Below are 22,097 nucleotides of genomic sequence, written 5' to 3' on the forward strand. Positions count from 1 at the left end.
CCGGTTGTTTGTGTAATAATTCTTTTTAGGAGGAAATAAAGGATGAATAAAGCGGTTGTACATACGGACTGGAGTATTGGCACCATTAACAAGAACATCTATGGCCATTTTGCAGAGCATCTTGGCAGATGTATTTATGAAGGCTTGTGGGTAGGGGAAGATTCGGATATTCCGAACACGGACGGTCTTCGTAATGACGTCATTGAAGCGCTGCGCAAGCTGAAAGTACCTGTTCTGCGCTGGCCGGGCGGCTGTTTTGCCGATGAATATCACTGGAAGGACGGCATTGGTCCACGCGAGACGCGGAAGAGAATGGTTAATACCCATTGGGGCGGCGTTGTTGAGAATAATCATTTCGGTACGCATGAGTTCTTCCGTCTATGCGAGCTTGTTGGAGCGGAGCCGTATATTTGCGGCAACGTAGGCAGCGGATCAATTCAGGAAATGTCTGAATGGATGGAGTACATGACCTTCGACGGCGATTCCCCGATGGCGAATCTGCGCCGGCAGAATGGTCAGGAAAAGCCTTGGAAGCTGAAATATTTTGGCGTTGGCAACGAGAACTGGGGATGCGGCGGCGAGATGCTTCCGGAGCATTATGCGGATCTGTACCGCAACTTCCAGACGTATGTCCGCCAATACGGCGACAATAAGCTGTACAAAATCGCAGGTGGAGCAAATTCAGACGATTACCGTTGGACTGATGTGCTTATGAACAAGGCAGAACGCTTCATGAGTGGTCTGAGCCTTCATTATTACACAGTGCCAGGAACTTGGGCTGACAAAGGCTCTGCAACTGAATTTGACGAGAACGACTGGTTTGTGACGATGAAAAAAGCTGCTCATATGGACGAGCTGCTCACCCGACATAGCACGGTGATGGACCGTTATGATCCAAACAAACGTGTTGGCCTTATTGTGGATGAGTGGGGAACTTGGTTCAATGTCGAGCCGGGCACGAATCCGGGCTTCCTGTACCAGCAAAGCACCATGCGTGATGCACTAGTAGCCGCGGTTAACCTGCATATTTTCCATAAGCATTGCGACCGGGTGCAGATGGCGAACATTGCGCAAATGGTTAACGTCCTGCAGGCGGTTGTATTGACCGAAGGCGACAAGATGCTGCTTACGCCTACGTACCATGTGCTTGAAATGTACAATGTTCATCAAGATGCGGAGTCGCTTGCGATTCACGGCCAGTTCGGCAAAGTTAATGCCGACGGCAAGGAGCTTGATCAAGTTGGCGTTACCGCGTCCAAGAAAGACGGCGTAATCCATGTCAGCCTGTACAACCTGCATCCGTCCGAGCAGTCGGAGATCAGTCTCGAGCTTCGCGGCACTGAAGGAAGCTTTAACTGCACGGGCAAGCTGCTTGCCGCGGATAGCGTTCAAGCGCATAACACCTTTGAAGCTCCGGAAACGGTCAACGTGAAGCCGTTCTACGAAGCGAAGATTGAGGATGGCAAGTTGAGCCTTAATCTGCCTGCCGCTTCGGTTGTAACATTGCGAATCGAGCAATAATCGAGCGAAACTAGAAGCCGTTAAGACCCCGCCAGGGTCTTAACGGCTTTTTAAAATTACCCCTCGCTAGCTGATTAAGCGGTGAAAGTGGCGGATTCGCGGGCGCTTAAGGTCCCTGAGGGACCTTAAGTCAGCGTAGGAAGCCTCTGCGTGGTGATTTAAGGCCCTTTAGGGACCTTAAATCGCAGGGATTGTCCGAATAAATGGTGAAAAGGGCGAGTTCGCGGGCGCTTAAGGTCCCTGAGGAACCTTAAGTCAGCGCCTGACGCCTCAGCGTGGCAAGTTAAGGCCCTTTAGGGACCTTAAATCGCAGGGATTGGCCGATTAAACGGTGAAAATGGCGGGTTTGCGGCGCTAAAGGTCCCTGAGGACCTTAAGTCAGCGTAGGAAGCCTCTGCGAGGCAAGTTAAGACCCTTTAGGGACCTTAACTCACAGAGATCGGCCGAATAAATGGTGAAAAGGGTGGGTTCGCGAGCAGTTAAGGTCCCTAAGGGACCTTAAGTCAGCGCCTGACGCCTCAGCGTGGCAAGTGAGGGACCTAAACTCGTCGTATGATTCCTCTCCGTGGCTAGTTAAGGCCCTTAAGGGACCTTAACTCGCAGGATTGGCCAAATAAATGGTGAAAAGGGTGGGTTCGCGACCCTCGCAGGGTCTTATTTCAAACAGCGTCAAGTCTGTTAACCTTTCAAGTTACTCCCTGTCGTAATGGCACGGTCTTGGAAGTTCTCGACGGAGGCGCTTTTCTCGTAGAAATGCGGGACGTTGTCCTGAATGCCTTTCCGTGTATAGAACGGGTCATCGGCGCGAAGCGGGAAGGTTACCTTTTCCCCGGTGCTGGCCGACTTGTAGATGCCGAGTATGAGCTCCAGCGTTGCACGGCCGCTATGTCCGTCAATTAATAACGTTTCACCGGACTCAATAGCGGTCAATACATTATTGATCTGACCGACATGCCCTTCATAGGCTACCTCCGGCAAATGATCATAGTACGCTTGAATCTCCGATGAGAGAGCCTGATTAGGAGTGGGGAAGCCGTTATCCATCGAGCTGGATGCAACCAGCTTCCATGGAGCGGAGATTCTTGCCTGTTTGCCTTGGAAAATAAGCTGCTGTTCCTCGCCATGATGGACAACGGAGCTGGTAATCTGCCCAAGCCCGCCGCCGGCGAACTTCAGCATGGCAATCGAGAGATCCTCAACCTCCGCATTATCATGCGAGGTATTGCTCATAAAGGCCTGCAGCTCGGTTGGCCGGCCCATCATCCAGAGCAGCGCATCGATATGATGCACGGCATGATTCAGCGTGCAGCCGCCGCCTTCTTTCTCCCAAGTCCCTCGCCACCACAGATCATAATAGCAATGGCCGCGCCACCAGTAGGAATCTACCTGCGAATGGACAACAGGGCCAATCATCCCGCTGTCCAGCACAGCCTTCAGCTTCATCATTGGCGTGCGGAAACGGTTCTGGGCGACAATCGACAGCAGCTTGCCGCTTTCCTCCGCCGCCTTGTTCATCGCATCACATTCCTCGAGCGAAGAGGCCATCGGTTTTTCCACCAATACATGCTTGCCCGCCTGCAGAAATTCCACGGCCAGCTCCGCATGGGTGTAAGGAGGGGTACAGATCGAGACAAGATCGATATCCTGCCCGAGCAATTCCCTATAATCGCCGTAAGCCTTCGCTTCGGCAAGCTGGCTTTGCGCAATGCGGTTCTCTGCCTTGTCTTTATAAATATCCGAGACAGCAACTACCTGGCATCTCTCCGGGAACTTCAGATAAGCGTCAATATGAGCCCTGCTGATTGCTCCGGCTCCAATAATAGCGACTTTTAACATAACAAGATCATCTCCTATTCCATGCGGACTGCAAGATTTTGGGATAATACGCTAAGCTCGGCAACCTTGAAGGCATGCTCCTGCGTCATCGCATTCTCGGTACGGTGGATGCAGTCGAGAATAAGCTGGCCGAAGAACGGGAAGCCAACCTGACCTCTGACGGAAAAATGATATTCTCCCTCGTGATTGGCCATATACACCTGATCCCCTTCGGGACTGCGGGCAAGGTCGACGTATTTGCGGATTTCGATATAACCGTCTGTTCCGAGAATAAGCGTCCGGCCGTCGCCCCATGTGCTGAGACCGTCAGGAGTAAGCCAGTCCACGCGGAAGTAGGAAGCGGCGCCGTTATCGCCCGTCAGCATCACATCGCCGTAATCCTCAAGCTCGGGATATTGCTTATGATGGTAGTTGGCAATTCGGGACTGCGCGACGGTCGCATCTTTGGCCCCTGTATAGTAGAGAAACTGCTCGATTTGATGGCTGCCGATATCGCACAGAATACCGCCGTATTTCTCCCGTTCAAAGAACCATGCCGGTCTGGACTTGGCATTCGTCCGATGTGGTCCCCAGCCCATGACCTGAACAACCCGACCGATTGCCCCTTGCTCTATCAATTGACCCGCGAACACGGCGCCTTCGTTATGGAGCCGTTCGCCATAGTAAACCATGTATTTGCGTCCGGTCTCAGAAGCCACCCGCTTGGCGTCTTCAAGCTGCTCCAAGGTCGTCAGCGGTGCTTTGTCGGTAAAATAATCCTTGCCTGCCTGCATGACCCGAAGGCCAAGCGCACAACGTTCGAAGGTAATAGCCGCCGATGCAACCAGCCGGATGCGGGAATCTGCGAAAATCTCTTCTTCTGATGCGGCTGCTCTTACATGAGGATACCGCTCTACAAATCTAGCTACCTTCATCGGATCGGGATCATACACGGAAACAAGTTCTCCGCCTGCTTCGATTAGTCCGTTGCACATGCCGTAGACATGTCCGTGATCCAGAGCAATTGCTGCAAACTGGAATTCCCCGGGCGCAACTACCGGATTTGGTTTTCCTTGCGGTGCATAGTTCATGCCATCTGCCGTATTCAAGCGACTAACATCTCCTTTAGTGGAATTGCTTCTAGAATATATGGAAAATGAGCTGCTTTGTCGTTCGATTTTGCGGTAAAATGTTTGTATCTTGCGGTAATCTCGTGAAGGGCGGGAAAACAGGTTGATACAGACAAAATGGTTTCAGTACGAGTATCGCAGAACGTCAACGGAATACTTCCGCGAGGTCTTTCATGCCCATTCCCAAATGGAGCTTACGTATGTGCATGAGGGCCGGGGGCTGCTCATTATCGACGGGAAATCGTATTCGATCGAGCCCCATACGCTGCTTGTTTTTCCGCCGTTCCAGATGCACCGGATTCAGATTCAGGTGACGGAAGAGGAGCCTTTTATTCGAAGCGTGCTGCTGTTCGAGCCGGCTGTTCTGCATGGCTACCTGAATGATTTTCCGAGTTTGAAGGGCTTCTTCCAGCGGTTAATGCTGCAGCAGGCGAATATCCATCCGGTGAATGCAATGGCGGAGACGGAGCCGTTTGTGGCTCTGCTCAAGCAGTTCAGTACGGCAATGCTCAACATGAGAGAGGCGGATTTCGAGGAGAATATGGGCGTCTTCCTGCTCAGTCTTGTGCATCAGCTGAAACAAAGCCCGGATGGGGAATCTGCTTATCTGAAAAAACATAACCACCGCGTAGAAGACATCATCGGGTGGATTGAGAAGCATTATATGGAGCCGTTCCGGCTGGAGGAGCTGGCAAGCGTGCTTCATTTGTCTCCGTACCATGTAGCTCATCTGTTCAAAGAATCGACGGGTACGACAATTGTTGCGTATACCCAGGCGACCCGAATCCGGCATGCCTGCTCGCTGCTGCGCAAGACAACCTTGCCCTTATCGGAAGTCGGTTATCGGGTAGGGATTGCGAATCCTTCGTATTTCAGTAAAATTTTCCGCCAAATCATGGGCGTAGCACCGCTAAATTATAGGCAGCATTTGATCAAATAGCAGTAGAAAGTGGAAATAATAGGGAAGTATTGCTACGATGATTATAGAACTCTATAGAACAGGCGGTGTCCGCGCGCATGAGCAAAGCACGAAAGGTTCAAATGTTTATCGCAACAACTCTGGACGGTTATATTGCAACAAACGAGGATTCGTTGGAATGGCTGTTTGAGGTGGAAGGCGAAGGAGATAACGGTTATTCGGAGTTTTACGAAAAGGTAGATACCGTGGTGATGGGGCGCCGGACGTACGACTGGCTGATGGAGCAGGACCCTGAGGAATTTCCTTATATAAAGAAAGAGTGTTATGTCTTCTCGAGATCGCTCGCCGGACAAAAGAATGAGTATGCGATTTATGTAGATGATAACGCCAACACGTTTGTAGAGCAGCTGCGCCACAAGGACGGCAAGAACATCTGGATCGTGGGCGGAGGTGCTTTGCTGGAAGACTTCCTGCAGCATAAGCTGATCGACGAGCTCTACATTACCGTTGCTCCGGTCCTGCTTGGCGGCGGGATTCCGCTCTTCCAGGGAGAGTATGGGCAGCAGAAGCTTAAGTTGCTCGGAACCAGAACATTTAATCAGTTTGTAGAGCTTCATTATGAGGTGAAGAGATGATACTTTTCCAAGAAAAAGAGATCAGTCTCCGCTTGCTCGAGCCGGAGGATGCGGGGCTGCTGGTCCGATGGCTGAGCGACCCGGTTGTGCTGGAGTATTATGAAGGCAGGGACAGGCCGCATGATGCGGAGCTGGTACAGAAGCATTTTTACGAGGATCGGGAAGAAATCACGCCTTGCATCATCCAATTCCAAGGCGCCGACATCGGCTATCTGCAATTCTATGAGATTGTGGAAGAGGAGAGGGAGACGTATGGTCTCTCGGACGATTCTGGTGTGATCTACGGGATGGATCAGTTTATTGGCGAGCCCGGCTATTGGAACAAAGGAATTGGCTCGGAGCTGATCAAGGAAACCGTCCGTTTTTTGACCGGAGAGCGGGGAGCACGGAAGATCGTCATGGACCCGCAGGCCTGGAACACGAGAGCGTTAAGGGTGTATGAGAAGAACGGCTTCAAGAAAATAAAGCTGCTGGAGAAGCATGAATGGCATGAGGGAGAATACCGGGACTGCTGGCTGATCGTGTATGACGCATAACACACTTGATGCCCATTTTTATAGTGCAAAATGCGCAAACGGTTGCTCAAAATTTTGTCATTTCTGTCGAAAAGTAAATTTCTTCTACCTCCCCATTGACTGTAAAGCGTTTTCATAATAGGATGGAAATAACTAATACATGCTGATAAATGCCTAATTTAAGGGCAATGCATTCCGGTTTTTGCTGAAAATGCCGGAACAACCCCGCTATCTCTTCTAACCCAAGGGATAGCTTTTTTTATCAGCAGGAAAGGAGTTTCTACGTCTATTTGTGCAATCGTTTGCTCATATCATATCATTTGTATGCTTATGTTTGCGAAGCAGTAATCGAACAACTAGCATAGCCAGAGCCAGATAAGTTGCCATTCTTTTAAGGAGGTTTACGCGCATATGATGAGGCATGTAAGGAGCAGGAAACAGACAAGAATATGGTCGCTGCTGTTGGCTGTCATGATGGTTATTCAGGTGGTGGGGCTGATGCCTAAACAGGTTCATGCGAGCGCGGTCAGCGGGACGTATGCCGAGGATGGAACGATTCATTTTGTCCTGCCGAAGTCCGCGGTCAGTATTACGGCCAAAGGTGACTTCAACAGTTGGGGCGATCCGGCTGTTGCGCTGACGGATGAGGACGGGGACGGTACTTATACCGCAGAAGTAACCGGTGACGAGCCTAACAAAGCTTACGGCTACAAGTTTCTGGTGAACGGCAACTGGCTGGATGATCCGAATCTGAGCGTTACTTCAGACGAGAACAGCATCATTCATCTCAGCTATATGCCGCATTTCAAGGTGGCGGGAAGCTTTGATGCCAATGCTTTTGTAGATCAGCATGAGATGGTGCTTAGTGAAGGCAACTATACGTTTGCGGCAGATTCGCTGGCAGACGGCACTTATACGTATAAATTTATTTCGGCGGCAGACGGGGTGCCAAACATTTGGTTCCTTGATCCTGTGAATAATGCGACTTCGAACGGGAACAGCGAAATTCTCGTTGGTGAACCGCCAGTTGACGCACCAAAGGCGGACGTGTTTGCGAATCAGCCCGGCGGCAGCAACAAATGGGTGGTAGTTGGCTCCTTCCAGGGCTGGAACAACGCTTCGACGGAAACCCGGATGAGCCATCTGGTTGGCGAGTTCTATGCGTATTCGACCGTGCTCGATCCGGGACGTTATGAGTTCAAGCTGGTACGCCAAGGGACATGGGATGGATACTCGGATAACGGCAACAATTATATTTTTGAACTCGCCGCTCGATCGAAGGTGAATTTCTATCTGAATGATGAGCTCGGACAAGTTCGGATCAGCGTGCCGGGGGCAAGCGGCATCTCGCAATATGTACCTGCCCTGGCTGCGGCGGAATGGCCTCGTCTTGTCGGAGATATTCAGACCCAATTCGGGGAGCCCGAGTGGGCACCGGATCAAGCGAACCAAATGTTCGTTGACTACAACTTCGACGGTTCGGTCTATAAGCTGCAGCGCACGCTGCCGGCCGGCCGTTATGAGATGAAGGTAATACAAGGCGACAACTGGTCGGTTAACAATTACGGAGCTGGAAGCGACAATTTCATTCTGACAACGCTTGATCCGGCTGATATTACATTCAGTACGGTGCTTGCAGAGCGTGCGATTGTGACGAACTACAAACCGGCGGACAGCCAGTTTGATGGGATGATTAAGCGGGATAAGCTGCTGTTTGACTCCCGGTCGGTTACTTACAAGAAGCCTTTTGGCGCTATTAAAGAAGGCATCGAGGATGTGACTCTACGTATTGCAACGGAAGCAGGCGACGCACAGGTTGTGCGTGTTGAACTGAGCAATCCGGAAGGCATGGCCTCGGCGTTTGATATGCACAAAGCCACTTCTTTTGATGACAAGGATTATTGGGAAGTGACGATTCCCGGAGCCGCGTTCCAGGGAATTGGCGTATGGGGCTATAAGTTTATCTTGATCGACGGAACCGCAAAGATCGAATTCGGCGATGACGGCTCACGAGGCGGCACGGGCACTACAGCAGACGAAGGCGTACTGCCTTACGATCTGACCGTCTATGATAAAGATTTTACGACGCCGGATTGGATGAAGAATGCTGTTGTGTATCAGATTTTCCCTGACCGGTTCTACGACGGGGAGAAATCAAATAACCGCGCGAAGACAGAGGACGGCTATCGCGGCCCTGTCGAAGGCGAAGAGACGACTGCGGGCGTAACCTCGAAAGGCGGTTATGAGCTGCAATACTTCGACGGCGGAGTGACGAATGATCCGACGCCGGATCAGGTTGAGGGCACATGGACTACGGCGCCGGAAAATCCGGACCGGATTACACCGGAGCAAAAGCCGTACTTCCCGGATGCCAAGTCTGACGGTGTCTGGACGAATGAGTTTTACGGCGGCGACATTCAAGGGGCATCACAAAAGCTCGACTACCTGAAGTCAATTGGCGTAAACGTGATTTACTTCAACCCGGTTGCCTGGGCAGCCTCGAACCATAAATATGATGCAACGGATTACGAGCATCTTGATCCGATGTTTGGCGAGCCGGTGTACAATACGCCTGGCGATCCAAGCTCCGGTCTGGATTACGAAGCAACAAGGGTTGCTTCCGACCGCGTATTTACGGATTTTGCGAAAAAAGCGCATGACATGGGGATCAAGCTGATCGTTGACGGCGTGTTTAACCATGTCGGCGATGACTCGATTTATTTTGACCGTTATGAGAAATATCCGGAGATTGGCGCTTACGAGTTCTGGGCGAAAGTGTATGACAAGGTCAACGACAATGGTGCAACGCTGGAAGCGGCGAAGCAGCAGGTCATTGATTCCTTTACGGCTCAGATTAACCCGGCGACAGGAGAGCATTATGCTTATCCGGAAGATTTTGATTTTACAACATGGTTTACGGTATCCAATGAAAAGCTAGACGGGCATTACAAATATGAGGGCTGGTGGGGCTACGATTCCTTGCCCGTCATCGATGCTCCGGCACCGGCAGCAGGCGATGACGAAGGTCTTGAAGGCAACCATGAATGGAACGTGCAGGGCTACCGCGACCTTGTCGTCGGCCATGATCTGACCGGCAAATCGGATGAAGAAGCTTCGGCTATGATGCAGGAAGCGAACTCGCAGCGTTGGGGCTGGATGGGAGCGAACGGCTGGCGTCTTGACGTAGCGCCTGACGTGTCGCCTGGTACCTGGCAGAAATTCCGCGAAGCGGTGAAGTCAACGGAAGGGCGCAAGGACAGTAACGGCGAGACCATTCCCGAGCCTATTATTCTTGGTGAAGAGTGGGGCGTCGCAACGAAGTTCCTGCTTGGGGACCAGTTCGATTCCGTTATGAACTACCGCTTCCGCGGTGCGCTTCAAAGTTTTATTATTAGCGGCAACGCCCAACAGTTTAATGATGCGCTGGAGTCGATCCGCGAGGATTATCCCGCTGAAGCCTGGCAAGTAATGCTGAACCTGGTCGACTCCCATGATACCATCCGCTCGATTACGAAATACGATAAGCCGGAATGGGAAGAGGAGCATTTGGCCATTGCGCCGGAGTCTTCCGACAAAGCATTGCAAATGCAAGCTTTAACGGCGATTTTCCAAATGGGCTACCCGGGCGCTCCAACGATATATTACGGCGATGAGGTTGGTCTGACCGGTACAAAAGATCCGGATTCCCGCCGTACGTTCCCATGGGAGCGTGTAGCCGGCACAAACGGTACGTATGAAGGCGTCGGGCGATATGCATCATTGTTCGACACGTATCAGAAAGCAGGAAGCGTTCGCGATAACCATGAGGTCTTCCGTACAGGCGAGCTGAAGACGGCTTACAATACGGGGGACGTGATCGCTTATGCGCGTAAAAATGACAGCCAGGGCGGCCTGGTTGTGGTCAACCGCGGTTCGTTGGACGCGACGATCGAGGCAGATGCGGCAGGCTTCTTGCCGGAGGGTCTGATGCTTGAGGATCAGCTGGGCAGCGGTATTGAAGCATCGGTCGCAGGCGGCAAAATCTCATTAACGGTAAAAGCGATGACTGGTCTTATGATGGTCTCTACTACAGAGCTTGTGCAGGTACCTCAAGTGAAAAATGTTCATGCTGCAGGCGGCAACGGGCAAGTGACGCTGACTTGGGATGCTTCGGCCGGAGCGACCGGCTATAATGTGTACCGAGCAGCGATTGAAGGCGGTCAGCTGCAGCTGGTTGGACAACAGGCCGATCCAGGCTGGACCGATTCGGATGTCGTCAACGGCAAGAAATATTACTACACCGTAACGGCTGTAACGGAGGACGGCGAAAGCCCGCTTAGCGAATACGCGGCGGCAACCCCATCATTCCCGGTCGAAAGCATAGCGGTGACGAAGCAATCGGAGGAAGTGACATTAGGCGTTGGCCACAAGACTTCCGAGATTGAAGTAACGATTGATATTCCCGGTCTGACTGATCATGAAGCTTATGCCGGCAAAGAAGCGCCAAACGTAATCGCACGCCTTGCTTTCTATAAGGATGGCGCAAACAAAGCGAATGCAGAAGATACAAAGCTTCGTTACAAAGCGGATACGGAAGACGGCAAAAAGGTATACTGGGCGGCTTTTGAACCAACGGAAGCGGGAACGTATCACTATTTTGCCAAGGTATCAACGGATAATGGCGAGTCATATTCGGAATCGGCTGATGCTGCCGTGACCGTCCGGGCGGACAGCTCGGATACTGCGGCTCCGATAGCGCCGGTGCTTGCGGATATTGCGGTAGAATCGAACCGCGTTCTGCTGAACTGGACGGAGGATGCCGAAGAAACGACGGTGGATCATTTTGACATTTACCGGAAGACTGCGGATTCGGATTTTGTGAAAATAGCTTCGGCCGCGAAGACAGCTGTGTCGTATGTGGACTTCACGATCAGCAATGATACGGCGTACACGTATAAAGTAGCTGCCGTAGACAGCGCGTATAACCGCGCTTTCTCAGGCGAGCAGTCCGTTACGCCAAAGCTGGTTATGGTCGATGTGAAGCTCCGCGTTCATTTGCCAAGCTACACGCCGGTTCAAGACGATATTTACTTGGCGGGCGATCTGAACGGCTGGAATTCATCGGGCAATAAGCTCAATGTTCCAAGCGGTGCCACAACACGTGATGTGGTGGAATACAGCTTCAAAATGATGGCCGGTAAAACCATTCAATACAAATATACCCGCGGTACATGGGAGACCGAGGCGTTCACCTCGCATACCCGAGTAGCGAATGATACCGTTGATGCCGGCAACTATGCGTATTCTTCGACGGATACGAATATGAGGCTGACGATTAAGAATCAGGGCGGCAATGCGATGGTTGTTGACGATTATGTGCTGCGCTGGGTGGATATGCCGATGATCGTCACGATGCCGCGTATCTCTTATGGCGAAGATATTTCCTATGAGACAAACGAGGAGTCGTTTACCTTGCGCTCGAATGTGCCGTACGGCGTGGACTTCACGATTAACGGGCAGCCATTAGCAGACGGCGCAATGGATGCTTACGGCAATGTGCTTGTAGAAAATATGCCGCTTAAGTCAGGCGTGAACCGTTTTACGCTTCACATTGAACCAAGCGCGGAGACGCTGGCGCAGGAGTGGTATACCGATAAAGGCCGTGCCAGCCAAGCGACCAAAACGATAGAGCTGGTCATTACGAGGGACGGTGGCGATGATGGAAGCGGCAACGGCAATGGTAACGGCACTGGTGGCAGCGGTGGAGTAACGCCGGATAACACGACTGTAACGGTGAGCGAGCAGCAGCTGAAGGATGCGGTCAAACAGTCTGGAGACGGCAAGGTTACGATTGCTGTTGAAGGGAAGTCGGAAGTTCTCTTGCCGGTGAATACAGCGGAGCTGCTTGGCGGTAAGCCGCTGGAGCTGAAGCAGGGAGATCTGACACTGCTTGTGCCAAGTGCGATGCTGCAAGAGTTGGTTAAGCAGGCAGGAGCAGGCTCTTCCTCGCATATCGTTCTGCAGCTTAAGCCTCTGGATGAGAAAGCTCAGGCTGCGCTACTGTCCAAAGCAGCTGCGGCAGGTGACGTGGAACTGAAATCAATATCGTCCGTATTTGACTTCCGCCTTGCCTTGGTGGACAGCAGCGGAAAGGAAACGGCTGGGCTCAGCACGTTTGAACAGCCGCTTAAGCTGACATTTAAGCTGGATGATGAAGCCAATAAGAAACTGACCGGCATTTACTATGTGGCGGATAACGGCAAGCTGGAATATGCCGGCGGGAAATTAAATGCAGACGGCACAATGACCGCGGACATTTATCATTTCTCCAAATATGCGGCATTGGAATATGTAAAGCAGTTCGTTGACGTATCCGTATCCCACTGGGCTGCGGGGATGATTAAGGAGCTGACTGCTCAGCATATTGTGACGGGTGTAACGGCAGACCGATTTGAGCCGGAGCGCAGCGTTACCCGTGCAGAGTTTGCGGCACTGCTCGTTCGCGCGATGGATTTGGCGGCGGCGAAGCCGGCCGGATTCAAGGATGTAGCGGCTGGCAGCTGGTACGCGGATAGCGTTAATGCGGCTTCCGAAGCGGGCATCATCCGTGGCCGCACGGCAACAACCTTTGCGCCAAATGAGGTAATCACACGTGAAGAGATGGCTGTAATGCTCATGCGTGCGTATGAAGGGAAGAGCGGCAAGAAAGTGGAAGGCAGCGGGGAAGTAACCGCCTTTACCGACTCGGCTGCAATTCATGATTGGGCCAAAGCGTCCATTGAAGCAGCCGTGAAGCTGGGCTTCGTGAGCGGCAAGGGCCAAGGCCAATTCGACCCGCAAGGCAACACTACCCGCGCCGAAAGCGCGAAAGTGATTTACAAGCTGCTAGGATTATAGACGGAAAAGCTGTCCCTCTTGGGGGACAGCTTTTTTGTTATCTCACATACGGATTTTGTCGGATCATCTGCACGAGGTTCTTAGCCGAGGCAGGAAGTGATTCATTCTTGCGGGTACAGATGGCAATCGTGTTCTTAAGATTAATGCCTTCAACATACACGCGGGCGAGCTCGCCGCGCTCGACGTATTCGCGTACGACGAGGGAAGAGACGAAGTTTGCGCCATAACCTGCGACGACGGCAGTAATCGCTTCATGCAGTCCGTTAAATTGCAGGGAGATGGTTGGAACGGAAGAGTTATATGTGCGGCATAGTGATAAAAGCCTCTCCCGCGTAGAGCTCCCTTCCTCCCGCATTACAAATGGCTCCTTCATCATCTCGGGCAGCGTTACTTGTTGATTGGCGTACCGGTGGCCCGGCGCAACGACAAACCATAGCTCGTCCTGGAACAGCTCTTCCGTCTGAATCGCGTCCGGATAATTCTCGGCGATTCCTCCAAATATCGCGATATCGGCTTCTACATCCAGCAGTTGCTGTAATGCCCCACTGGAGTTGGTTGTTGTAATGTTCATCTCCACCTGCTCGAATTGCTGCTTGAACTTGGCGATCCAGGCGGGGATCAGGAAATGGGCAGGCAAATAAGTGGCGGCAAGCCGAATGCTGCCGATGGTGCCGCTGCGATAATTTAACGCAAACTGCTCGATCTGATGCTCCACGGCAAATAGTCTTTTGGCCAGCACGGCAAGCTCTTCACCAGCATCAGTTAAGGCGATTCCCCTTCCTTGAGGCTTTAAGAGGGAGAGCATCAGCTCTTTTTCAAACTTCTTGATTTGTGCCGTAATCGCAGGCTGGCTGATATTCAGCAGCTCCGAAGCGCGGGTTACACTTCCGACCGAGGCAATGGTATGGAACAAGCGCAAGGCATGCAAGTTCAAGGCTAAGAGCTCCTTTCTAAACTCATATACTTCATTTATAAGTTAAAGAAAAACATATATTATTCTTATCATTATAACTCGCTTACTATAGAAGTAGAAGTTATCCCACAGCGAGGAGAAGTGGTAGGTATGAATTCATTACACACTTGGGAAAAGGTTGATGCTTACATCACGAAGCGTCTTATTCAGCAGGATTCTACTTTAGAGCAGGTGCTGTTGAACAATGAGCAAGCTGATCTGCCTGCTATTGATGTAGCACCTAATCAAGGGAAGCTGCTCAATCTTTACGCACAAATGATAGGTGCAACACGCATATTGGAGATTGGAACGCTTGGCGGCTACAGTACAATCTGGATGGCAAGAGCGCTGCCGGAGCATGGCCGGCTCATTACCTTGGAGCTAGATCCCCATCATGCAGCGATCGCGGGTCAAAATATAGCGCTAGCCGGGCTAAGTCAACGGGTAGACATAAGAGTCGGAGAGGCATTGGAGCAATTAGCGAAGCTGGAGGAGGAAGGGACGGCGCCGTTTGATCTCATTTTTATTGATGCCGACAAACCGAATAACCCTCACTATCTGCAATGGGCACTGCGATTTTCCCGTCCCGGCACGGTTATTATTGGCGATAATGTCGTTCGAGATGGAGAAGTAACGAACAAACACAGCACGGATCCCCGTGTGCAGGGCGTGCGTAAATTTATGGATCTGCTGGCCGACGACCCGCGCATAACGGCAACAGCCATCCAGACGGTTGGAGCTAAAGGCTATGATGGTTTTGTGATGGGCATTGTGCAGGGATAGCTCCGCCCGATTTGGTCTAACCTCATCGTTTCCGTTACAATAAAAGAAACGAAACCGAAGGAGTGGAGGCAAGATGGATCACTTTCGCGCATTAGTAGCTGACAGTAATGGGGAGGAGCAGCCAAAGCTTGCGATCAGAAGTCTGACCGCAGCGGACCTGCCTGAAGGAGAAGTAACCGTTCGAGTAGCCTACTCCAGCGTTAATTATAAAGATGGCATGGTTGGCATTTTGGGGAGAATGGTGAAGAGTTACCCTCATATCCCGGGAATTGATCTATCCGGAACGGTAGCCGAATCAAGCGATTCGCGCTATCGGCCGGGCGATGAGGTTATTGTGACAAGCTACGGTCTTGGCGTTACGCAACATGGCGGCTACAGCGAGCTGGCGCGTGTTCCTGCAAGCTGGGTTGTACCTTTGCCAACCGGACTGACACTCCGCGAAGCTATGATTCTTGGAACGGCGGGTTTTACAGCGGCATTATCCGTTCAGCGGCTTGAAGACAATGGACTGTCGCCGGGCAATGGCCCGGTTGTTGTTGCAGGTGCGAGCGGCGGAGTGGGCAGTGTTGCGGTTAATATTCTTGCCAAACGAGGATACGAGGTAACGGCGAGCACGGGCAGATTAAGCGAAGAAGCGTATTTGAAGGAGCTTGGCGCTGCGCATGTCATCCACCGGGATGAACTGACAGAATCGGAGCGCAAGCCGGTTCGGCGTCCCCAATGGGCAGCAGCCGTTGATCCGGTTGGAGGGAAAACCCTGTCCTACCTGCTCAGTACTCTGCAATACGGCGGTTCTGTCGCAACAAGCGGATTAACTGGCGGGATCGAGGTCGAGACCTCTGTATATCCTTTTATACTAAGAGGGGTGAATTGGCTGGGTATCGACTCGGTAGAATGCCCGATGGAGCTTCGCCGCAGGGTGTGGGAACGGCTTGGATCTGATCTTAAGCCAACGATGCTCAGCTCCGCGATCGTAAATGAAATAACATTGGAGCAGCTTCCGGAAGAGCTTGCTCATATTTTGCAAGGTCAGGTGCGCGGCAGAACAATTATAAAGCTCGGCTAAAAACAGAAGACCCGCATGAACAGCCCTGCCATGTATCGGCTGTTCATGCGGGTTTGTTTCATTTTTTCCAGTTCTGCTCAATAAATTCATCGCGGCCGGATTGGGCGCGGTCTTCCTTGTAATGCTTCGGATTCTTCTTATGGAAATCCTGATGGTAATCTTCCGCCGGATAGAACGTCTCGGCCTCCCGGATCTCCGTCACAATGGGCTTATCGAAGCGGCCGGACTGCTCGATCGCAAGCTTGGAAGCAAGAGCAAGCTCACGCTGCTCCTCATTATGATAAAAGATGGCGGTACGGTATTGGCTCCCGCGATCCTGGAACTGTCCTTCGGCATCGGTTGGATCGATCTGAGGCCAGAACAGCTCAAGCAGGCGTTCATAGGGGAATACCGCCGGGTCGAATGTAATCTGAACGACCTCGAGATGACCGGTTGTCCCTTTTTTGACTTCCTCATAAGTTGGGTCAGCAAAATGGCCGCCCATATAGCCGGATACAATTCCGTGAATACCGGGAAGCTCCTCGAATGGCGTAACCATACACCAGAAGCATCCTCCGGCAAAAGTAGCATGCGTTAGTGGCATCTTACCTAACCCTTTCTTGTTGCGACTTGCTTGCCTTTCTTCCTAAAAAGAATGATCGCACAAACAGCTAAGAATAGGCTGCTCGTGATGATTCTTCCCTCTTTAAGCATAAGCTAAAAGTAACTTGTCCCGCGCAAGAAGTCAATTTCACCATACCGATCAAACACGCTAATAAGCCTCATTGCGTCCATATTCAGCGGGACAGCGATGAGGCTTACGATTTTAAGCGATGGCTCCGTCTCTAATATATAGAACCCGGTCTGCGTACGACGCCACCGCCTGATCATGGGTGATCAGGATAATGGTGTGGCCTTCGGCATGCAGCTTGGCTAGCAGGGCCATGATTTCTTTTCCTGTATGTGAATCGAGCGCACCTGTAGGTTCATCCGCGAGCAGTATCGAAGGATTTGTTGCAAGCGCTCTCGCAATTGCGACCCTTTGCTGCTGGCCCCCCGACAATTCCGCCGGGCGATGGTGCAGATGTCCGCTCAGCCCAACCGATTCGAGCGTCTCCAGAACCGCTTGCTTCCTCTGGTTTGCAGGGACTCCCCGGTAGATTAACGGAAGCTCCACATTATCATAGGCCGTTAAACTTGGTATCAGATTATAATTTTGAAAAATAAAACCGATCCGCCTGTTCCTTACATCCGCCAGTTGGTTATCGCTCATTGCTGATACCCGTCTGCCTTCCAGCATATAAGTACCGCTGTCGGCAGTATCCAGGCAGCCCATGATATTCATGAGCGTTGATTTACCGGAGCCGGACGGTCCCTGAATCGCAACAAACTCGCCTTGCTGCACTTCCAGGGAAATATGCTGCAGCGCGGTAAAACGCTGCCCGCCCATGCGGTAATGCTTCGTAATCTGCTCCATTTGAACGATGGCCATGTTTTGATCCCTCCTAAAAGAATTGACGAACGCTTTTGCGGCAATTCTTACTACGTAAGCATTGACTTAAAGAATTGACGAACGCTTTTTGCGGCAATTCTTACTACGTAAGCATTGACCTACTATAGAGGCTATTCAAACAGCTTGTTCAAAATATCAGAAAGTATCAGTTTTCCGGCTTGTTTCTTAATAAGGTCTGCGGGCATTCAGCCTGCGCAGCTGCATAATGCGATTGTACATCGTTTTGGTCGGGAGTTTCTCGAAAGGAATGGCTTCAGGGGTTGTATTTACTTCCAGAATCCAGGGATGCATCCGATGATCCAGCGCAATATCGAAGCCAAGCTCGGTTAAGAACGGATACTTTGCCTTGAGCAAATGCGCACAGTCGACGCATAAGCTATGCAGCTCGGCATGCAGCTTCTTGGCGAGCTCTGCACCGCCATGGGCCGCAATAACGGAGTTATAGGTGTACACATCCGCGCCTAGCGCACCGTTCGTTACGGCCATTCCGGGTTGAGCCACCCGAGCAAGCATGCCGGTAATTTGCCAATTCCGGTTCTCGTTCAACTGCACCTCGATGCGCAGGTCGTAAATCCGGTTTTTGAATCTCGACAAATGAATGCCCCGTTGAACGAGGTATGTGGTGCCTTGGATTTTGTTTTTTAAGGAATGGAATAATTGCGGCCACGTCAGATTTCTTCTCTTTCTGGCACCGAGCTGATAGGAATAAGTGCCGTTCTTATGTTCAACGCGCATAACGCCGACGCCATGGGAGCCGGAATTTGGCTTGACATAGACCATTTGATAGAGCTGGAGCATTCTTTTCAAAGAGTTTTCACTAAACAGGAGAGTATGCGGAACATGACTGCGGATTGAAGCTTTTTGATTAAGAACAACGGTTTTAGCCCATTTGTTATAGACGCCTCTTCTTTTTCTCATAGGGAAACTATCTTCCTCCGTCTTTCTGACATGATAGTCTTACAGAGATAACATATGCTTGCCTTTTCTTTTGCGAGTGGGCTTTATGCGGGGCGATTCTGTTTTGGGGCGCATAGGATGGAAGAATGATAGACCGAAATGGAGGATGCTTCATGCCTATTTCTATGAATAATGTCTCTCTCCGCGCCAAATGGGAGGAAGTGAGACAGCTGTATCCTTGGTATAAAGAGATGACCGGGGATAGTAACGATTTCAATTGGGAGGACGTTCCGCTGCTCACCCAGGACAGATTACTTCCCTATTACGAGAGTGATGAGGTTCCGCAGGATTGGAATGTATACCGGACATCAGGTACAAGCGGCAATAAACGCAAGGCAATCTACTACGACGCGATAGATGAAGAAGCCTATATTCAGTATAAAAAAGAGATGTTCGCGGAGCTCCTTAAAGGTTATAACGCATCCCGCGCGCTGAGCGATATGGGGACAGGTCATGCGGAGGCTACAGCCGTACAAATATTTGAGGAACTGGGTCTTGCTTGTGAGTCGGTTCCGTTTGGCTTGCCTGCTGCGGCCCATCTGATCCGGATTGCCGACTATAAGCCGGATATGCTGTATACCATGCCTTCTCTTATGGATGGCATGCTGCGCGTTGCTCCGCCGGATTTCAATTGGGGTTTGCAAGGCGTCATACTGGTCGGGGAACCGGCACCTCCTGCATGGAGGCAGCGGGTAGCGGAGCGGCTCGGCATCACGGAGCATGATGTGATGGATACACTGGGCAGCATCGAGATTGGAACGATTGCTTATTATGACCGGTCAATCGGAAGGTATGTCGTCATGGATGGCGTTTTCGCAGAAGGCGTCACCCCAGCCGAGGCGGGCTTGCCTGAAGTAGAGCTTCCTGAAGGCGAGCAGCTGCTTGTGTTGACCTCTCTCGTACGGCGGCGTTTCCCTGCTCTTCGTTTTGTCACTTATGATGTAGTGCGGGATTTAAGAGTGGAGCAGCGGGACGGAAAGCTGATCACTACCTTTGAGGCCATAGTGAAGCGGGTTGGGCCGGAGCTGAAGCATGGGGAAAAAATCAGCGTTTACGATATCGAGAACGCAATCTTCAAGCATGTCGGGCAAGCGGTTGTGAAGGTGCTGGTGAATGGCAATAAGCTGCAGGTTCGGATTACAACGACGGATAACCTGAATGAGGAAGTAAAAGCTGCGGTTCGTGATGAGCTGCACAGCACGATTCCGGCTATTGGAGCGATGGTTCGCGGCGGTCTTCTGGAGCAGATGGATGTTCTGTTTTATGGCAAGGATACGGATTCCTCCTTATCGGAGGGAACGGGGAAGAAGCCGATTAAGCAGAAAAAGCTGTTTGTGCAGCAAGCCAGCGAAGGAAGGGATCGTGAATGAGCCTTTACGATAATGTGGCTTCCATGATCGGCAATACTCCAATGGTGAAGCTTGGGAGGCTGTTCGAGCATGCCGGATTTGACGTATACGCCAAGCTGGAGATGCATAATCCCGGCGGCAGCGTGAAGGATCGTCCCGCGAAAGCGATGCTGCAGGCAGCACTTGAGGAAGGCCGCATTAAGCCCGGCTCCGTTATTGTGGAGTCCAGCTCCGGCAATCTGGCTGTAGGGCTTGCACAGCTGTGCAACACGATGGGCTTCACGTTTATTTGTGTCGTGGATCCAAAGACGACGGAAGCGAATCTTCGCGTCCTTCGGGCATATGGCGCGAGAATTGATCTGGTTGAGAAGCCGGACCCCGAGACAGGAGAGTTCGTTCCTGCAAGACTTGCCCGTGTACGCCGCTGGTTGAAGAGGCTGCCGGATGCTTTCTGGCCGAATCAGTATGGCAATAAAAACAATGCTTTGTCCCACCAGCAGACGACGATGGCGGAGATAGCCGCCGATCTTCCGGGGCTGGACTATTTGTTTTGCGGCGTTAGTACCTGCGGAACAATCCGGGGATGTGTGGACTATATCCAGTCTAATGGACTCCGGACGAAGGTGATAGCGGTTGATGCGGAGGGCAGCATTATTTTCGGAGGGGAGAAAGGGAAGGTTACCCGCATGCTGCCTGGGCTGGGTGCCGGGATTAAGCCGGGGCTCTGTCCGGATGAGGGGATTCATGAGGTTGTTAGAGTGAATGACCGGGACTGTATTGCCGGCTGCAGGAAGCTGGTTCGCATGGAATCCATCCTTGCTGGAGGGTCCTCTGGCGGAGTGATAGCGGCTGTCGAAAAATTTAGTCCGTTCATCGAGCCCGGCTCAACCTGTGCGGTGCTGCTGCCGGACCGGGGAGAACGATATTTGAATACCGTTTACGACGATGTCTGGGTGTCACGGTTATTCGGCAACAGCTTTGCAGCCAGTCTTCATAAGCAAGGAGGAGTGATCAAGAGATGATTTATTTGAACGAACACAATTTGGAGCAGATCGGCATTGATTGGCCGGCACTTGCGTCTCTTATTGAAGAAGCTGCCGCTGCATTCGCAGCAGGGGAGTGTGCGCAGCCGATCAAGCCCTACCTGAAGTATGGCGATGAACGCAACCGCATTATTGCGATGCCGGCTTATGTCAGCCGTCCGGTCCGCGCGGCGGGTCTGAAGTGGATTGCCAGCTTTCCTGGCAATATTGATATCGGATTGCCGAGAGCAAACAGTGTAACGATTCTGAATGACCCGGATACCGGCGTTCCCGTCGCTATGGTGCAGGGCAGTCTTATCAGTGCGATCCGCACGGCGGCTGTCAGTGGCGCTTTATTGCGCAAGCTGGTTGCCGGAGGGGAGAAGCCGCTGCGTGTGGCGCTGATCGGCATGGGACCAATCGGGCGAATGCATGTGCATATGCTGAATGGTCTGCTTGGCGACCGGATTAGCCGGATTACCGCTTTTGACCGGCGGGATGTTGATGTGGAGGAATGGCTGAACGGTGTTCCGTCCGTCATTCCTGTCGAGAAGGCGGCGTCCTGGCAGGAGGCATACCGCGGAGCGGATGTCGTGTTCACCTGTACGGCCGCGCCGGAGAGGTATATTGACGAAGCTGCCAAGCCGGATGCCATCCTGATGCATGTCTCGCTCCGCGATTATAATTTGGATGCCTTGGGCAATGTAGGAACCGTCATCGTCGACAGCTGGGAGGAAATCTGCCGGGCGGATACGGACACGGAGCGTCTTCATCTGTATGCCGGCCTGCAGGCTGAGAGTACGATGACTTTGGCCGATGCGCTGGCGCTTCCGCAGGAGCGGGTGATTCGTCCGGAAGGACCAACCTTGTTTACGCCGATGGGTCTTGCGGTATTCGATGTTGCGGTAGCGGCGCATTATGCCGAGGCGGCGAAGCGGCTTGGAGTAGGCTTGAGACTGGAATAGAGGAGCGGGCACTGGGGATTATTTTTCGAAAAGCTTTATAAGATCAGTACAGACAAGGTTGTTCAATCAAACCGCAAAAATGCCTGCAAGAAAGTATTTG

General features: G+C 51.9%; 16 protein-coding genes. 10 read left to right on the plus strand and 6 right to left on the minus strand.

Annotated features, from left to right (window positions below):
* Positions 1–42: 42 nt before the first annotated feature.
* Positions 43–1,521 carry an alpha-N-arabinofuranosidase gene (locus BM200_RS09570; RefSeq protein WP_091184392.1) on the plus strand — a complete coding sequence of 493 codons (1,479 nt, stop codon included), beginning with the start codon at positions 43–45 and terminating at the stop codon, positions 1,519–1,521.
* Positions 1,522–2,199: 678 nt separating this feature from the next.
* Here BM200_RS09570 and BM200_RS09575 read toward each other — a convergent pair.
* Together BM200_RS09575 and BM200_RS09580 are read right to left on the minus strand one after the other, a co-directional pair.
* A complete protein-coding gene (locus BM200_RS09575) occupies positions 2,200–3,357 on the minus strand; it encodes a Gfo/Idh/MocA family protein (protein ID WP_091184395.1) in 1,158 nt (385 codons plus the stop codon).
* A 14-nt stretch (positions 3,358–3,371) separates the two neighbouring features.
* The gene (locus BM200_RS09580) at positions 3,372–4,445 is read right to left on the minus strand and encodes a Gfo/Idh/MocA family protein (RefSeq protein WP_091184398.1); all 1,074 of its coding nucleotides are present in this window, start codon (positions 4,443–4,445) and stop codon (positions 3,372–3,374) included.
* A 124-nt stretch (positions 4,446–4,569) separates the two neighbouring features.
* On the opposite strand from BM200_RS09580, the gene BM200_RS09585 reads away from it, so the two are divergent.
* The 4 genes from BM200_RS09585 to BM200_RS09600 all read left to right on the plus strand — a co-directional run bounded on the left by BM200_RS09585 (position 4,570) and on the right by BM200_RS09600 (position 13,411).
* Positions 4,570–5,406 (plus strand): AraC family transcriptional regulator, encoded by an 837-nt coding sequence (locus BM200_RS09585; protein ID WP_091184401.1) that lies wholly within the window; start codon positions 4,570–4,572, stop codon positions 5,404–5,406.
* Between the two features lie 77 nt (positions 5,407–5,483).
* Complete coding sequence (locus BM200_RS09590) at positions 5,484–6,020, plus strand: dihydrofolate reductase family protein (RefSeq protein ID WP_091184404.1); 537 nt, start codon at positions 5,484–5,486, stop codon at positions 6,018–6,020.
* Positions 6,017–6,556, plus strand: a complete 540-nt coding sequence (locus BM200_RS09595) for a GNAT family N-acetyltransferase (protein WP_091184407.1) — start codon at positions 6,017–6,019, stop codon at positions 6,554–6,556. Before BM200_RS09590 ends, BM200_RS09595 begins: the two co-directional genes overlap by 4 nt.
* A gap of 390 nt (positions 6,557–6,946) precedes the next feature.
* Complete coding sequence (locus BM200_RS09600) at positions 6,947–13,411, plus strand: alpha-amylase family glycosyl hydrolase (protein ID WP_175532815.1); 6,465 nt, start codon at positions 6,947–6,949, stop codon at positions 13,409–13,411.
* A gap of 37 nt (positions 13,412–13,448) precedes the next feature.
* On the opposite strand, the gene BM200_RS09605 is transcribed toward BM200_RS09600, so the two are convergent.
* Entirely contained in the window at positions 13,449–14,345 is an 897-nt protein-coding gene (locus BM200_RS09605) for a LysR family transcriptional regulator (RefSeq protein ID WP_091184408.1), read from the minus strand.
* A gap of 129 nt (positions 14,346–14,474) precedes the next feature.
* Between BM200_RS09605 and BM200_RS09610 the strand changes: the two genes are divergently transcribed.
* Together BM200_RS09610 and BM200_RS09615 are read left to right on the plus strand one after the other, a co-directional pair.
* Positions 14,475–15,146 carry an O-methyltransferase gene (locus BM200_RS09610; RefSeq protein WP_091184411.1) on the plus strand — a complete coding sequence of 224 codons (672 nt, stop codon included), beginning with the start codon at positions 14,475–14,477 and terminating at the stop codon, positions 15,144–15,146.
* Between the two features lie 73 nt (positions 15,147–15,219).
* On the plus strand, positions 15,220–16,212 hold the full coding sequence (locus BM200_RS09615; protein ID WP_091184413.1) for an NADPH:quinone oxidoreductase family protein: 993 nt from the start codon (positions 15,220–15,222) through the stop codon (positions 16,210–16,212).
* A gap of 58 nt (positions 16,213–16,270) precedes the next feature.
* Here the strand turns inward: BM200_RS09615 and msrA are convergent, their stop codons facing one another.
* From msrA to BM200_RS09630, 3 genes are all read right to left on the minus strand, one after another.
* Positions 16,271–16,795 carry a peptide-methionine (S)-S-oxide reductase MsrA gene (gene msrA / locus BM200_RS09620; RefSeq protein WP_091184415.1) on the minus strand — a complete coding sequence of 175 codons (525 nt, stop codon included), beginning with the start codon at positions 16,793–16,795 and terminating at the stop codon, positions 16,271–16,273.
* Positions 16,796–17,017: 222 nt separating this feature from the next.
* The gene (locus BM200_RS09625) at positions 17,018–17,683 is read right to left on the minus strand and encodes an ABC transporter ATP-binding protein (RefSeq protein ID WP_281248359.1); all 666 of its coding nucleotides are present in this window, start codon (positions 17,681–17,683) and stop codon (positions 17,018–17,020) included.
* Between the two features lie 186 nt (positions 17,684–17,869).
* Entirely contained in the window at positions 17,870–18,622 is a 753-nt protein-coding gene (locus BM200_RS09630) for a YheC/YheD family protein (RefSeq protein ID WP_091184418.1), read from the minus strand.
* A 152-nt stretch (positions 18,623–18,774) separates the two neighbouring features.
* On the opposite strand from BM200_RS09630, the gene BM200_RS09635 reads away from it, so the two are divergent.
* From BM200_RS09635 to sbnB, 3 genes are read left to right on the plus strand one after another with little or no spacing between them, the layout of a single operon-like run.
* Positions 18,775–20,031, plus strand: a complete 1,257-nt coding sequence (locus BM200_RS09635) for a phenylacetate--CoA ligase family protein (RefSeq protein ID WP_091184420.1) — start codon at positions 18,775–18,777, stop codon at positions 20,029–20,031.
* Positions 20,028–21,032: a 2,3-diaminopropionate biosynthesis protein SbnA gene (gene sbnA, locus BM200_RS09640; protein WP_091184422.1), complete on the plus strand. Its 1,005-nt coding sequence runs from the start codon at positions 20,028–20,030 to the stop codon at positions 21,030–21,032. The genes BM200_RS09635 and sbnA overlap by 4 nt, the downstream gene beginning before the upstream one ends.
* The gene (sbnB, locus tag BM200_RS09645; protein ID WP_091184425.1) at positions 21,029–21,997 is read left to right on the plus strand and encodes a 2,3-diaminopropionate biosynthesis protein SbnB; all 969 of its coding nucleotides are present in this window, start codon (positions 21,029–21,031) and stop codon (positions 21,995–21,997) included. The genes sbnA and sbnB overlap by 4 nt, the downstream gene beginning before the upstream one ends.
* Positions 21,998–22,097 lie beyond the last annotated feature (100 nt).

The sequence above is a fragment of the Paenibacillus catalpae genome (genome assembly GCF_900112695.1).
GTDB classification, from domain to species: domain Bacteria; phylum Bacillota; class Bacilli; order Paenibacillales; family Paenibacillaceae; genus Pristimantibacillus; species Pristimantibacillus catalpae.

What these genes read in the sequence shown, in the direction of transcription:
- msrA (WP_091184415.1), bottom strand. Translation starts at nt 16,795, where the DNA reads ATGCCACTAACGCATGCTACTTTTGCCGGAGGATGCTTCTGGTGTATG.
- BM200_RS09575 (WP_091184395.1), bottom strand. Translation starts at nt 3,357, where the DNA reads ATGTTAAAAGTCGCTATTATTGGAGCCGGAGCAATCAGCAGGGCTCAT.
- BM200_RS09615 (WP_091184413.1), top strand. Translation starts at nt 15,220, where the DNA reads ATGGATCACTTTCGCGCATTAGTAGCTGACAGTAATGGGGAGGAGCAG.
- BM200_RS09595 (WP_091184407.1), top strand. Translation starts at nt 6,017, where the DNA reads ATGATACTTTTCCAAGAAAAAGAGATCAGTCTCCGCTTGCTCGAGCCG.
- sbnB (WP_091184425.1), top strand. Translation starts at nt 21,029, where the DNA reads ATGATTTATTTGAACGAACACAATTTGGAGCAGATCGGCATTGATTGG.
- sbnA (WP_091184422.1), top strand. Translation starts at nt 20,028, where the DNA reads ATGAGCCTTTACGATAATGTGGCTTCCATGATCGGCAATACTCCAATG.
- BM200_RS09630 (WP_091184418.1), bottom strand. Translation starts at nt 18,622, where the DNA reads ATGAGAAAAAGAAGAGGCGTCTATAACAAATGGGCTAAAACCGTTGTT.
- BM200_RS09625 (WP_281248359.1), bottom strand. Translation starts at nt 17,683, where the DNA reads ATGGCCATCGTTCAAATGGAGCAGATTACGAAGCATTACCGCATGGGC.
- BM200_RS09590 (WP_091184404.1), top strand. Translation starts at nt 5,484, where the DNA reads ATGAGCAAAGCACGAAAGGTTCAAATGTTTATCGCAACAACTCTGGAC.
- BM200_RS09635 (WP_091184420.1), top strand. Translation starts at nt 18,775, where the DNA reads ATGCCTATTTCTATGAATAATGTCTCTCTCCGCGCCAAATGGGAGGAA.
- BM200_RS09570 (WP_091184392.1), top strand. Translation starts at nt 43, where the DNA reads ATGAATAAAGCGGTTGTACATACGGACTGGAGTATTGGCACCATTAAC.
- BM200_RS09610 (WP_091184411.1), top strand. Translation starts at nt 14,475, where the DNA reads ATGAATTCATTACACACTTGGGAAAAGGTTGATGCTTACATCACGAAG.
- BM200_RS09600 (WP_175532815.1), top strand. Translation starts at nt 6,947, where the DNA reads ATGATGAGGCATGTAAGGAGCAGGAAACAGACAAGAATATGGTCGCTG.